Below are 12441 nucleotides of genomic sequence, written 5' to 3'. Positions count from 1 at the left end.
GTTGCCTGCATTGTCGCGGCCTATCTCAATCGCCGGATAATTAATTCTCTTACTCAAATTGAACTTTTGATTATTTATAACTGAGCATAGTCCCGCAGAGTGTGTGTCATTATAAGCTTAATGACAGATGAACAGACTGTGTTCCATGACAAGCAGATCACTATTCCGTTAGCGCCCTTTCCCATCGCAATCCATTAATTCTCTCCCGATTAAATATCACGACTTTCCTGATAGGTCGGGCAGCTGTGCGTTGGCAAACGTGTAAACATCAAACTGACAAGATGAACTCATGAACTGTGATAAACAACAAGCCACTCCCGGCGTTATGCTGGCGGCGATTGGCGTAGTCTATGGCGATATCGGCACCAGCCCTCTCTATACCTTGCGCGAGTGCCTGTCAGGTCAATTCGGGTTCAGCGTCGAGCCGGCCTCCATTCTCGGCTTTCTCTCGCTGATCTTCTGGCTGCTGATCCTGGTGGTGTCGGTCAAGTACCTCTCCTTTGTGATGCGGGCCGACAACGCCGGCGAGGGTGGCATTCTCACCCTGATGTCGCTGGCGACCCGCAACGCCTCCACCCGCTGGACGCCGCTGCTGATCATCCTCGGCCTGATTGGCGGCAGCTTCTTCTATGGCGAGGTGGTGATCACCCCGGCGATGTCGGTGATGTCGGCCATCGAGGGTCTGAGCATTCTCACCCCCGCCCTCGACCCCTATATCGTCACCCTTTCGGTGCTGGTGCTGACCCTGCTGTTCGCCATCCAGAAACATGGCACCGCCATGGTGGGCAAGCTGTTTGCCCCCATCATGCTGATCTGGTTTATGACGCTGGCAGTGCTGGGGCTGCGCGGCATCATCCACAACCCCGAGGTGCTGGGTGCGCTTAACCCCATCTGGGCGGTGCGCTTCTTTATCCAGTACCAGACCACCTCCTTCTTTGCCCTCGGCGCCGTGGTGCTGGCCATCACCGGGGTAGAGGCGCTCTACGCGGATATGGGCCACTTTGGCAAGAATCCCATTCGCCTCGCCTGGTTTATCGTGGTGCTGCCGTCGCTGGTACTCAACTACTTCGGTCAGGGGGCGCTGCTGCTGAGCAACCCCGCCGCCATTGCCAACCCCTTCTTCCTGCTCGCGCCGAAATGGGCGCTGGTGCCGCTGCTGCTGCTGGCAACCATGGCGACGGTGATCGCCTCGCAGGCGGTGATCTCCGGGGTCTTTTCGCTGACCCGTCAGGCGGTGCGCCTCGGTTATCTCTCCCCCATTCGCATCGTTCACACCTCCGAGCAGGAGTCCGGCCAGATCTATATTCCGGTCATCAACTGGATGCTCTATATCTCGGTGGTGATCGTCATCATGAGCTTCGAGCACTCCAGCAATCTGGCGGCGGCCTACGGCATCGCGGTGACCGGCACCATGGTGCTCACCTCCATCCTCTCCTGCTCGGTGGCCAAGAACAGCTGGCACTGGAACAAGTATCTGGTGGCTATCCTGTTTGCCGCGCTGCTCTGTATCGACGTGCCGCTCTTTGCCGCCAACCTCGCCAAGATCTTCTCCGGCGGCTGGCTGCCGCTCACCCTGGGCGCGGTGATGTTCACCGTGATGACCAGCTGGAAGAGCGAGCGTTTCCAGCTTATTCGTCGCCTGAACGAGCACGGCAACTCCCTTGAGCCGATGATCGCCTCGCTGGAAAAATCCCCGCCGACCCGGGTGGCCGGTACTGCTGTCTATATGTCGCGGGTGGTCAATGTGATCCCCCATGCGCTCCTGCACAACCTCAAGCACAACAAGGTGCTGCACGAGCGGATCATCCTGCTCACCCTGCGGGTTGAGGATGTGCCCTACGTCCACAATGTGCGCCGTGTCTGCATCGAGCAGCTCTCCCCCACCTTCTGGCGGGTAGTGGCAAGCTACGGCTGGCGCGAGACCCCGAACGTGGAGGAGATCTTCCACCGCTGCAACGCCGAGGGGCTCAGCTGCCGGATGATGGAGACCTCGTTCTTTATGGCCCACGAGTCGCTCATCATGAAAGACCGCCCCTGGTATCTCTATCTGCGCGGCAAGCTCTTTATGCTGCTGCAGCGCAACGCCCTGCGCGCCCCGGATCAGTTCGAGATCCCGCCCAACCGGGTCATCGAACTTGGATCCCAGGTGGATATCTGATGGCGGGTTGATGGCCTATTGATGGCATAAAAAACGTCAGCAAATAGAGAGGGAGGCATTGGCCTCCCTCTTCTTTTCCGTTAACCCCGATTACCGCCCCCCTCATCCCCAGCCCTTCTCCCGCAAGGGGAGAAGGGGGCAAACCACGGCAAATCGAACCAGCTCATCTCCCCTCACACAACAGCCGTAGGGTGCAACAAGCGCAGCGCCGTGCACCGCGAACATATGGCTGACCTCCCCCCTCATCCCCAGCCCTTCTCCCGCGAGGGGAGAAGGGAGCAAAACCACGGCGACCCCCACAGACATCCCACCGTAGGGTGCAACAAGCGCAGCGCCGTGCACCACGAACATATTTTGATAGCGGTGCAATTCACTGCGTTCATTGCACCCTACTCATGCTGCATTTTCCAAGGTGACGAACCCTCCCGGCGGCTTCGTCACAAGTGACGAACGTCACAGTTCGACAGCCACACCAGCGCGTTCACCCAACCACGCTAAGATTTTTATTTATTTAAAAACAGCCACTTAAAACCAATTTCGCAGCAAAAACCAATCTGGCCCGTATCTTGCCAACCTGCCCCTACTTTCTCCGTTCGCGACACGACAAGGTAGGCTATGAACCGCTTCGTTATCGCTGACCCCAAGCTTTGTATTGGCTGTGGCACCTGTATGGCGGCCTGCAGCGAGGTACACAAGGCGCAAGGTTTGCAGCAAGCCCCCCGTTTAACCGTTATGCGACACGAGCAGGCGACCATGCCGGTTCAGTGCCGCCACTGTGACGATGCCCCCTGCATCAAGGTGTGCCCGGTCGAGGCAATTCGCCAGACCGGCGATTGCGTGCAACTCAATGAGTCGCTCTGCATCGGCTGCAATCTCTGCGCCGTGGCCTGCCCCTTTGGCGCCATCCAGAGCGGCGGCAGCCGTCCGGTGGCCGTGGCCACCAGTTACGACACCTATATCCCCTGCTCCATCCGCTCCAGCAACCCATCCACCTCTGCCGGCCTGCGCTGCTTTGGCGAGGATCTGCTGAGCTGGGAGCCGGGAGTGCGCAGCATCGCCGTCAAGTGCGACCTGTGCGAGTTTCGCGCCGACGGCCCGGCCTGTGTCGGAGCCTGCCCCTCCCAGGCACTGAAGCTGGTCAATGACGGCGACACCGAACGCGCCGCCCGTATCCGTCGCCACCAAGCGGCCGACACCAACCCGCAAGGGGCCTCCGCCTTCTCGGCGCCTGCCACGGCGATCCCTGCATCCGATTTATCTAACACAGAGGGAGTTCGCTGATGTTGTCCCCCCTTGTAATGGCCACACTCCTGCTCTTTTTGCTGGGCGCTGCCGCCGGTTTGCTGCTGCAAAAGCTGCCCGCACTGGCCAACCGCCTCAATAGCGGCTTTGCCCTGCTGGGGTCACTCGCGGGTCTGGTCGCCTCCATCCAGATCTTTGCCCAAGGCACCCCCGTCGACGGCCAGCTCTGGCTGCTGGGCTCGGTTCATCTCGACATGCTGGCCGCGCTGATGCTGCTGGTGATTAGCACCGTCGGCGTCGCCGTCGCCCTCTACTCCTTTGCCTATATCCGCGAATATCAGGGCAAGGGCGATGTGGCCATCGGCGCGCTGATGAACCTCTTCCTCTTTGCCATGGTGGGCATGGTACTGGCCGACAACGCGCTCGGTTTCTTGCTCTGCTACGAGCTGGTGACCCTCACCACCTACTGGCTGGTCAAGACCAACCCCGAGGCCGCCAAACAGAGCCGCCTCTATCTGGTGATGAACCATATCGGCATGGCGCTGGTGCTGATCGCCTTCTGGCTGCTCTGCCGCGAAAGCGGCTCGCTGGAGTTCGCCGCGCTGCGCGAGCACCATCTGGCGGGCGCATTGGCCTCTCTGGTGTTTCTGCTCAGCTTCTGCGGCTTTGGCCTGCGCGCCGGTTTCGTGCCGCTGCACGGCTGGCTGCCGGTGGCCGAGCCCGTTGCGCCCTCCCATATCTCGGCGCTGATGTCCGGCGTGATGGTGAAGCTGGGTCTCTTTGGCATCTTGCGGGTCAGCATCGATTTTCTCGGCGCCAGCCAGCTCTGGTGGGGCTATGTAGTGCTGATCTTCGGTGCCTGCTCGGCAGTGCTCGGGGTGCTGTTTGCGCTGGCCGAGCATGACCTCAAGCGGCTGCTCGCCTACCACACGGTGGAGAACATCGGCATCATCCTGATGGGGATGGGCATCGGCATGATCGGCATCGCCAACCAGCAACCGGCACTGGTAGTGCTGGGACTGCTCGGCGCCCTCTATCACCTGCTCAACCACGCCATCTTCAAGAGTCTGCTCTTTATGGGTACCGGCTCGGTGATGTTCCGTCTGCACACCCGCGACATGGACAAGATGGGAGGGCTGGCCAAGCTGATGCCCTGGACTGCGCTGGCGTTCCTCATCGGTGCCATGGCCATCTCGGCGCTGCCGCCGCTCAACGGCTTTGTCAGCGAGTGGTTTATCTATCAATCCCTGCTCTCCATGACCAAACTCGGCACCTCTGTCGTTGCGCCGCTCGCGGTAGTGATGCTGGCGGTGACCGGCGCCATGGCGGTGATGTGTTTCGTCAAGGTGTACGGCATCTGCTTCTGCGGCGCACCGCGCAGTGAACACGCGAGTCACGCCCGCGAAGTGCCGGGCGCCATGGTGGCAGGCACCCTGCTGCTGGCCGCGGTCTGTCTGGTGCTGGGTCTGGGCGCCCCCTGGATTGCCCCCCATATCGCCAGCTATGGCCAAGCCTTGGTAAGTGGCCAAATGAACGTGACCACTGGCGCCACCCTACTGCCACTCGACAGCTCACAAGCGATCCTCTCCCCGCCCGTTATCGCCATCACCCTGCTGGGTCTGTTCCTCATTCCGCTGCTGGTACTGGCCATCTTCAAGGGGCCCAAGCTGGGTCGTCGTCACGCCGGCACCCCGTGGGCCTGTGGTTACGCCTATGAGGAGCGCATGAGCCTCACCTCCGGTGGTGTCACCCACACCTTGCGCCAACTCTGCGCGCCACTCTATCGCAAGCAGCCCCAGCTCGATCTGGCCAGCGCCCTGCACGGGGTGAGCGATACCAGCGGGACGACCGGCTGGCTGCTGCACGGTGCGGTGCTGGCGCTCTTTATCCTGATGGCAGTAGGAGTCTGATATGCCTGTTCTTGAAATGCCGAGCTGGGGCATGGTTGCCCTCGCCCTGACCCAGGCCATCGCCATGCTGGCGCTGGCGCCGCTCGCCACCGGTTTTAACCGGGTGCTGCGAGCCAAGATGCACTCCCGTCAGGGGCCGGGCCTGCTGCAGGATTACCGGGATATCGCCAAGCTCCTGCGCCGTCAGGAGGTAACCCCCGAGCCTGCCGGCATCATCTTCAACCTGATGCCTGCACTGCTGATCGCCGCCCTCTTGCTGGTAGGGATGGCGCTGCCGACCCTGACTCACGAGTCCCCCTTCCCCATCGCCGGGGATCTCATCACCGATATCTATCTGTTCGCCATCTTCCGCTTCTTCTTCTCCCTCTCGGGGCTAGACAGCGGCAGCATGTTTGCAGGGATCGGCGCCCGCCGCGAACTGACTCTCGGCATTCTGGTAGAGCCCATTCTGGTGCTCGCCTGCTTCATCATGGCGATGATGGTGGGCAGCTCGGATCTGGGCAATATCAGCAGCTATGTGGCGACCCAGCCGCTGGCCGCGCCGGTTGCCACCCTCTTGGCTGGCGCCGCCTGCGCCTTCGCGGTGTTTGTCGAGATGGGCAAGCTGCCTTTTGACTGCGCCGAAGCCGAGCAGGAGCTGCAAGAGGGGCCGCTCACCGAGTACTCCGGTGCGGGGCTGGCCCTGCTCAAGCTCTCCATCGGCCTCAAGCAACTGGTGGTGGTGCAGCTCTTTATGGTGATTTTCCTCCCCTTCGGCAAGGCGGCCAACTGGAGTCTGCCTGCGCTCATCGGCGCGGCGCTGATCCTCGCCTGCAAGCTGCTGGTGGCCTTTTTACTGGCTGGCATCATCGAAAACGCCATGGCCCGTACCCAGTTCGTGCGCACCCACAAGCTCACTCGCTACGGGTTGGGGCTGGCCCTGCTGGCGCTGCTCGCCTATCTGGTCGGGATCTGAGCCATGCCCGCCAGCACAGCAACTTTTTCCGATTTCATCATTTGTGAATGCTCATTCCCGAACATTAAAGTGAGAACTGCATGACCATCGCCATTTCGGATCGCATCGGCTGCGACTACATCCAGCAGGTGCGAGCACAACTGCCCCACGCCATCGTCGACGAGGAGTGGCAAACCGCCGATCAGGCCACCATTACCGTCAAGCCCACCAGTCTGGTCGAGACGGCCAGCCTGATCTTCCACCAGCTGGGGGGCTGGCTTCCGCTCTCCTTTGCCAATGACGAGCGCAGCCTCAACGGCCACTTCGCCGTCTACCACGTCTTCTCCATGGAGGGCGACACCAAGTGCTGGATCACCGTCAAGGTGCTGGTGGATGCCGATACCCAGGAGTACCCCTCCATCACCCCGACCATTCCGGCGGCGGTGTGGGGCGAGCGGGAGATCCGCGACATGTACGGCCTGCGCGCCATCGGTCTGCCAGACGAACGTCGTCTGGTGCTGCCTGACGACTGGCCGGAGGATATCCATCCCCTGCGCAAGGACGCCATGGATTATCGCCAGCGCCCGATGCCCACCACCGGCACCGAGACCTACCCCTTCGTCAACGAACTGGGCAGTGATGCCAACCGCATCGTGCCGGTCGGCCCGCTGCACATCACCTCGGATGAACCGGGCCACTTTCGTCTGTTCGTCGATGGCGAAGACATCATCGATGCCGACTACCGCCTCTTCTATGTCCATCGCGGCATGGAGAAGCTGGCGGAAACCCGCATGGGCTACAACGAAGTGGCGTTTCTGACCGACCGGGTCTGCGGCATCTGCGGTTTTACCCACAGCGTCGCCTACACCACCTCGGTAGAGAACGCCATGGGCATTGCGGTGCCGGAGCGGGCCAAGATGATCCGCGCCGTGCTGCTGGAGGTGGAGCGCCTGCACAGCCATATCCTCAACATCGGCCTGTCGAGCCACTTCACCGGTTTCGACACCGGCTTTATGCAGTTCTTCCGGGTGCGGGAAAAATCCATGACCCTGGCCGAGCTGCTGACCGGCGCCCGCAAGACCTATGGCCTCAACCTGATTGGCGGGGTGCGCCGCGACATCTTCAAGGAAGATCGCATCAAGGGTGCCCAGCTGGTGCGCGAGCTCCGTGATGAGTTGAAACCGCTGGTGGCCATGCTGCTGGATACCGCCAACATCTCCTCCCGCCTCATCGGTATCGGCAAGCTCGAGCCGCAAATTGCCCGCGATTTCAGCTGCGTCGGCCCCATGGTGCGGGCGAGCGGCTTCAAGCGCGACGTGCGCCGGGTTCACGACTTTGCCGGCTACCGCGAGCTGCCGATGGAGATCCAGACCAAGGCGGGTTGCGACGTGCAATCCCGGGTGCTGGTGCGGATCCACGAGCTCTACGACTCCCTCGACATGATTGAGTTTGGCCTGGAGCACCTGCCGGAAGGGCCGCTTTTGACCGAAGGGGTCACCTATCAACCGGGCAAGTTTGCGCTGGGCTTTACCGAGGCGCCCCGCGGCGAGAACGTCCACTGGAGCATGACCGGGGATAACCAGAAGCTGTTCCGCTGGCGCTGCCGCGCCGCCACCTACGCCAACTGGCCTGCTCTGCGCTACATGCTGCGCGGCAATACCGTGGCGGATGCACCGCTCATCATCGGCAGTCTGGATCCCTGCTACTCCTGTACCGACCGGGTCACCCTGGTCGACCCCAAGAAGGGCAAATCCACCGTGGTCTCCTACAAGGAGATCGAGCGCTACGGCATCGATCGCAAAAACTCTCCGCTGAAATAAGGGGTCATCATGATCAAGCTGTTCAAGACCATCCTCAAGGCTGGCACCCCGACCGCCAAGTACCCCTTCGCCCCTTACGAGGTGAACCGGGATTTTCGCGGCAAACCCAAATATCAGGCGGATCAGTGCATCGCCTGCGCCGCCTGCACCAAGGCCTGCCCGGCCAACGCGCTGGTGATGGAAGTGGACATGGAGACCGGCGAACGGCGCTGGGAGATCTCCATGGCGCGCTGCATCTTCTGCGGCCGCTGCGAAGAGGTCTGCCCGACCCGCGCCATCGCCCTCTCCCCTGAATTCGAGCTGGCGGTGACCAACAAGGCGGATCTCTATGAAGAGGCCCGCTTCGCGCTGGCCCCCTGCACCCTGTGCGGCACCTACTTTGCCCCGAGCAAACTGGTGGCGCTGGTGGAGGACACCCTCAAGCAGGCGGGCACACCGCTCGCGACCCCGGAGCGGCTGCATCACTGCCCCGACTGCAAACGAAAACAGAGCATGCTGAGCCAGCCTGACTCGGCCCTGATCACACCGATAGCCACACCGATGGCCGCACAAAAGGAGTGGATGTGATGAGCAAGATCAAAGGCATAGAACCGGTTGTCGGCCATGCCCATACCCGCGCCGTGCCGCTGGCACAGGATCCCGAGATCGCCAAACTCAAGAAGACCCTGCTCAAGGACATTCGCCGCTCGGCCTATGTCTACCGGGTCGATTGCGGCGGCTGCAACGCCTGCGAGATCGAGATCTTCGCCACCATCACCCCGCTGTTTGATGCCGAGCGTTTCGGCATCAAGGTGGTCGCCTCCCCCCGCCACGCCGACATCCTGCTCTTTACCGGCGCGGTGACCCGGGCGATGCGGGTACCGGCCCTGCGCGCCTACGAGGCGGCGCCCGATCCCAAGATCTGCATCGCCTACGGCGCCTGCGGCTGTGACGGCGGCATCTTCCACGACCTCTACTGCGTCTGGGGCGGCACCGACAAGATCGTGCCGGTGGATGTCTATATCCCCGGCTGCCCTCCGACACCGGCGGCTACCATCTACGGCTTTGCCGTGGCGCTCGGTCTGCTTGAGCAGAAACTCAAAGCCACCAGCCACGAGGTGCAACCGGGTGAACGGGTCGAACTGCGCCACACCGGCATCCCCAATGAAATCCGGGTGATGATCGAGCGCGAAGCGCGCCGCATGGCCGGTTACCGGCAGGGGCGGATCATCGCCGACGAATTCATGGCCCTGCTCGAAGGGGCGACCCAGCAGGATGTGGATCTGCGCATCCAGAGCTACCTCGATCAGCACGACGATCCGCGCCTCTCGGAGATCGTCAACAACCTCGCAAACGCCTGCCTTAACCGGGCGGCCGGCAAGGGAGAGGCGGTACATGGCTGACGAGGTTTTTTTCTACCGCCTCTCGCGCAAGTTCGTCGACGAGCAGTTCGACGTGCCGGAAGAGGCCAGGGAGGTGATGTACTACAGCCTCGCCATCGGCCACCACCTCGGCATCGTCGATTGCCTGCGAGCAGACCTGGTCTGCTCGCTGACCGGTTATCGCGACTGGGTAGCCAAGCTGCCAGAGGGGAGCGAGGCGCGCCGCAAGATGGAGGGATTTCTCACCTTTGGCGAGATCACCATCTATCGCGAGCACTGCCACATGCTGGCCTGCGCCTTCGACCGACTGCGCAAGGCTGGCAATGTGCTTGATGAGCAGGAGCTGGGCTGGACCAATACCTTTATGGATCAGCTCACCGCCCTCTTTAACGACCCCCATATGTACCTGATGGTAAGGAGCCGCTGATGGGCTGCAATCTCGTGTTGACCGTGGGCAATGCCATGATGGGGGACGACGGTGCCGGCCCCTATCTCGCCGACAAGCTGCAGGCCGCACCCCTGCCCGGCTGGATCCATATCGACGGCGGCATCGCGCCGGAAAATGTGGTCTACAAGGTGCGGGAGCTGCAACCGGAGCGGGTGGTGCTGGTGGATGCCGCCGAGATCGGCGAGAAGGCGGGAACCCTGCAGGTGATCCCCCCCGAGACCATCGCCGAGATGTTTATCTTCTCGACCCACAATATGCCGCTCAATTTCCTGATCGACGAGCTCAAGACCTTTGTCCCAGAGGTGATCTTTGTCGGGGTACAACCGGCCATCGTGGCGTTCTCCTTCCCGATGACAGAGATGGTGAGCGAGGCGATGGATTATCTTTATCAGCATCTTGATGCCGCCAGTGACACCAGTCTGTTAATAGATAAACTGGATCAGTGGAATATTGCCAACGCCAACCGGTGATTATTTATCGAGTTGTTAACGACCGTTATTGACCGACGGTTCCGGCAATGTGATCGAGGCCCGATGTTAAATTAAAAACATCGGGCTAATTGTGCTGAACTTGATATAAAACAAGGTTCTTTGATTTTTTCAAAAAATCGCTAACCCTCGCTTTTTTATGACAAAAAAAAGCGTTGCTAGTCACAGAAATTTGCCACAAAATGGCGACCGTTACGGAAGTTGATGGGGTCTGGTGGCCTCCTCGGTCTTCAAAACCGATGTGAGCCGAGAAGGCTTTGGCAGGTTCGATTCCTGCCTCTTCCGCCAAATTAATCTATTGAACAAATACTCTCCCGCTGAATTTTTCGGCCTGAACATTATTTCCATTGTTTGTTCAATATGTTTGAAGTAATACCTTAAAAAAGGTGCTTGCCGCTTGCCAATATAATCCGATGTCAGGTTATCTCGCTGGCCAAAAATTAATTTATCAGCATCGATGCAGCATTAATTTATACCCGCTCATTGATGCACCCAGTTTGCAGTCATCCGCAAATCGCCAGCAGTGCCATAACCCGTCAGCTCGGCCTCTATCGGCAAACCGGTGCGCATCCCGAACCCACGCACTGCACTGGTAATCCCATGCCGAACTCGTCTCACGCGCCAGCCATCCCCCACCGCCAGCCCGCATCAGGTCAGGCTGCCGACGATTCACTGCCAGATTCACCGCAACAGCCCAGCCAGCAACAAACGCGCCGTCTGCCACAAGTGGAACAGCTGCTGCAGCAACCCTTTCTCGCCGGGTTTATCGAAGCGCTGAGCCGCCCGCTGGTGACTCAGGCGGTGCGCGACACCCTGAGCGAGCTGCGCCAGAGCGAAGATTTTCGCCAGCACGGCGTCGCCCCCGAGCAGATCGAGGCGCTGATTGCCAAACGCTGCCAACAGCAGTTGCGCCAGCGTCAAACCCGGGTGATCAACGCCACCGGCACCCTGGTGCACACCAATCTGGGACGCTCACCGCTAAGTGCCGATCTGTGGGACGAGGTGCGCGACCTCAACACCGGCTACAACAATCTGGAGCTGGATCTCGCCACCGGCAAACGCGGCGGGCGCAAGGGGCTGATCGCCCCCCTGCTCCGTTGCCTCACCCAGGCCGAGGATTCGCTGGTGGTCAACAACAACGCCGCTTCGCTCTTTTTGCTGCTGCAGGAGGTGGCCAAGGGGCGCGAGGTGATCGTCTCGCGCGGCGAGCAGATCCAGATTGGCGGCGGCTTTCGCATCCCCGATATTCTGGCGCTCTCCGGCGCCAAACTGGTGGAGGTGGGCACTACCAATATCACTACCGCCAAAGATTACCTCGATGCCATCACCGATCAGACCGCGCTGGTACTGATGGTGCACAGATCCAATTTCGCCATTCGCGGCTTTACCGAATCCCCCGATATCGGCGAGGTGGCCCGCGCCCTGCCCGAACATGTAGTGCTGGCGGTGGATCAGGGGTCGGGCTTGACCACCGAAGAGTTTGCACCGGATGAAACCTCAGTGCGCCAGTACATCAAGGCGGGGACGGATCTGGTCTGCTACTCCGGTGACAAGCTCTTGGGGGGCCCGCAATCGGGCATCATCAGCGGCCGCAGCGACCTTATCAAGCGGCTGGAAAAACACCCCATGATGCGCACCTTCCGCCCGAGCCGCATCGTCTACTCCCTGCTCGAACGCCTGCTCATTCACAAGCTCAACAAATCTCCCGTCGGCGAGGGCATTGCCCAACGCACCTTGAGCAACCTGGCCGCCATGCAGGCGAGAGCCTCCCGGCTGATGGCCGCCCTGCCCGGCTGCTTTGTGCCGGTCCCCGCCCAGTTGGTGGTGGGCGGCGGTACATTGCCGGACGAGTTCTACCCGGCCCCTGCGCTGGAGTGCACCGACCCGCGTCCGGCCCAGCAGCTGCTCGATGATTTGCGCGACCTGCCGGTGCCGGTCATCGCCACCGTGCGCCAGCAGAAGGTGCTGCTCAATATGGCCACCCTGCTGCCGACCGAGATGGAACTGCTGATCGCCCAACTCAGGGAATTGCTGCTGCCCGCCCCGTTCAATGCAACAAATGCGACCGAGGAGCCTTGAT

Annotated in this window: 10 protein-coding genes and 1 tRNA gene; all 11 read left to right on the top strand. The window is 61.0% G+C overall.

What is annotated here, in order from left to right; translation table 11 throughout:
• The first annotated feature begins 289 nt into the window (after positions 1 to 289).
• The 11 genes from kup (at position 290) to selA (ending at position 12440) form a co-directional block, all read left to right on the top strand.
• Positions 290 to 2158, top strand: coding sequence for a low affinity potassium transporter Kup (gene kup, locus I6L46_RS05700; RefSeq protein WP_216977605.1), 1869 nt, complete (start codon positions 290 to 292; stop codon positions 2156 to 2158).
• 615 nt (positions 2159 to 2773) lie between these two features.
• Positions 2774 to 3439, top strand: a complete 666-nt coding sequence (locus I6L46_RS05695) for a 4Fe-4S dicluster domain-containing protein (RefSeq protein WP_216977604.1) — start codon at positions 2774 to 2776, stop codon at positions 3437 to 3439.
• The gene (hyfB, locus tag I6L46_RS05690; protein ID WP_216977603.1) at positions 3439 to 5310 is read left to right on the top strand and encodes a hydrogenase 4 subunit B; all 1872 of its coding nucleotides are present in this window, start codon (positions 3439 to 3441) and stop codon (positions 5308 to 5310) included. The genes I6L46_RS05695 and hyfB overlap by 1 nt, the downstream gene beginning before the upstream one ends.
• Position 5311: 1 nt before the next feature.
• Positions 5312 to 6265, top strand: a complete 954-nt coding sequence (locus I6L46_RS05685; protein WP_216977602.1) for a respiratory chain complex I subunit 1 family protein — start codon at positions 5312 to 5314, stop codon at positions 6263 to 6265.
• Between the two features lie 80 nt (positions 6266 to 6345).
• Entirely contained in the window at positions 6346 to 8064 is a 1719-nt protein-coding gene (locus I6L46_RS05680; protein ID WP_216977601.1) for an NADH-quinone oxidoreductase subunit C, read from the top strand.
• 9 nt (positions 8065 to 8073) lie between these two features.
• On the top strand, positions 8074 to 8631 hold the full coding sequence (locus I6L46_RS05675; protein WP_005345227.1) for a formate hydrogenlyase complex iron-sulfur subunit: 558 nt from the start codon (positions 8074 to 8076) through the stop codon (positions 8629 to 8631).
• Positions 8631 to 9446 carry an NADH-quinone oxidoreductase subunit B family protein gene (locus I6L46_RS05670; RefSeq protein ID WP_216977600.1) on the top strand — a complete coding sequence of 272 codons (816 nt, stop codon included), beginning with the start codon at positions 8631 to 8633 and terminating at the stop codon, positions 9444 to 9446. Before I6L46_RS05675 ends, I6L46_RS05670 begins: the two co-directional genes overlap by 1 nt.
• Positions 9439 to 9852, top strand: a complete 414-nt coding sequence (locus I6L46_RS05665) for a formate hydrogenlyase maturation HycH family protein (protein WP_206817793.1) — start codon at positions 9439 to 9441, stop codon at positions 9850 to 9852. The genes I6L46_RS05670 and I6L46_RS05665 overlap by 8 nt, the downstream gene beginning before the upstream one ends.
• Positions 9852 to 10343 carry a hydrogenase maturation peptidase HycI gene (gene hycI, locus I6L46_RS05660; RefSeq protein WP_042029432.1) on the top strand — a complete coding sequence of 164 codons (492 nt, stop codon included), beginning with the start codon at positions 9852 to 9854 and terminating at the stop codon, positions 10341 to 10343. Before I6L46_RS05665 ends, hycI begins: the two co-directional genes overlap by 1 nt.
• A gap of 214 nt (positions 10344 to 10557) precedes the next feature.
• Positions 10558 to 10649, top strand: a tRNA-Sec gene (locus I6L46_RS05655).
• Positions 10650 to 10961: 312 nt separating this feature from the next.
• A complete protein-coding gene (gene selA, locus I6L46_RS05650; protein WP_216977599.1) occupies positions 10962 to 12440 on the top strand; it encodes an L-seryl-tRNA(Sec) selenium transferase in 1479 nt (492 codons plus the stop codon).
• The last annotated feature ends 1 nt before the right edge of the window (position 12441 follow it).

The organism is Aeromonas sp. FDAARGOS 1416 (assembly GCF_019048085.1).
In the GTDB taxonomy this organism is placed as follows: domain Bacteria; phylum Pseudomonadota; class Gammaproteobacteria; order Enterobacterales; family Aeromonadaceae; genus Aeromonas; species Aeromonas veronii.
Note: the sequence above shows the minus strand (reverse complement) of the source record. Positions and strands in the feature narration are given on the sequence as shown.

Excerpts from the sequence above, each read along its gene's own strand:
- kup (WP_216977605.1), top strand. The coding sequence starts at position 290 with ATGAACTGTGATAAACAACAAGCCACTCCCGGCGTTATGCTGGCGGCG.
- I6L46_RS05695 (WP_216977604.1), top strand. The coding sequence starts at position 2,774 with ATGAACCGCTTCGTTATCGCTGACCCCAAGCTTTGTATTGGCTGTGGC.
- hyfB (WP_216977603.1), top strand. The coding sequence starts at position 3,439 with ATGTTGTCCCCCCTTGTAATGGCCACACTCCTGCTCTTTTTGCTGGGC.
- I6L46_RS05685 (WP_216977602.1), top strand. The coding sequence starts at position 5,312 with ATGCCTGTTCTTGAAATGCCGAGCTGGGGCATGGTTGCCCTCGCCCTG.
- I6L46_RS05680 (WP_216977601.1), top strand. The coding sequence starts at position 6,346 with ATGACCATCGCCATTTCGGATCGCATCGGCTGCGACTACATCCAGCAG.
- I6L46_RS05675 (WP_005345227.1), top strand. The coding sequence starts at position 8,074 with ATGATCAAGCTGTTCAAGACCATCCTCAAGGCTGGCACCCCGACCGCC.
- I6L46_RS05670 (WP_216977600.1), top strand. The coding sequence starts at position 8,631 with ATGAGCAAGATCAAAGGCATAGAACCGGTTGTCGGCCATGCCCATACC.
- I6L46_RS05665 (WP_206817793.1), top strand. The coding sequence starts at position 9,439 with ATGGCTGACGAGGTTTTTTTCTACCGCCTCTCGCGCAAGTTCGTCGAC.
- hycI (WP_042029432.1), top strand. The coding sequence starts at position 9,852 with ATGGGCTGCAATCTCGTGTTGACCGTGGGCAATGCCATGATGGGGGAC.
- selA (WP_216977599.1), top strand. The coding sequence starts at position 10,962 with ATGCCGAACTCGTCTCACGCGCCAGCCATCCCCCACCGCCAGCCCGCA.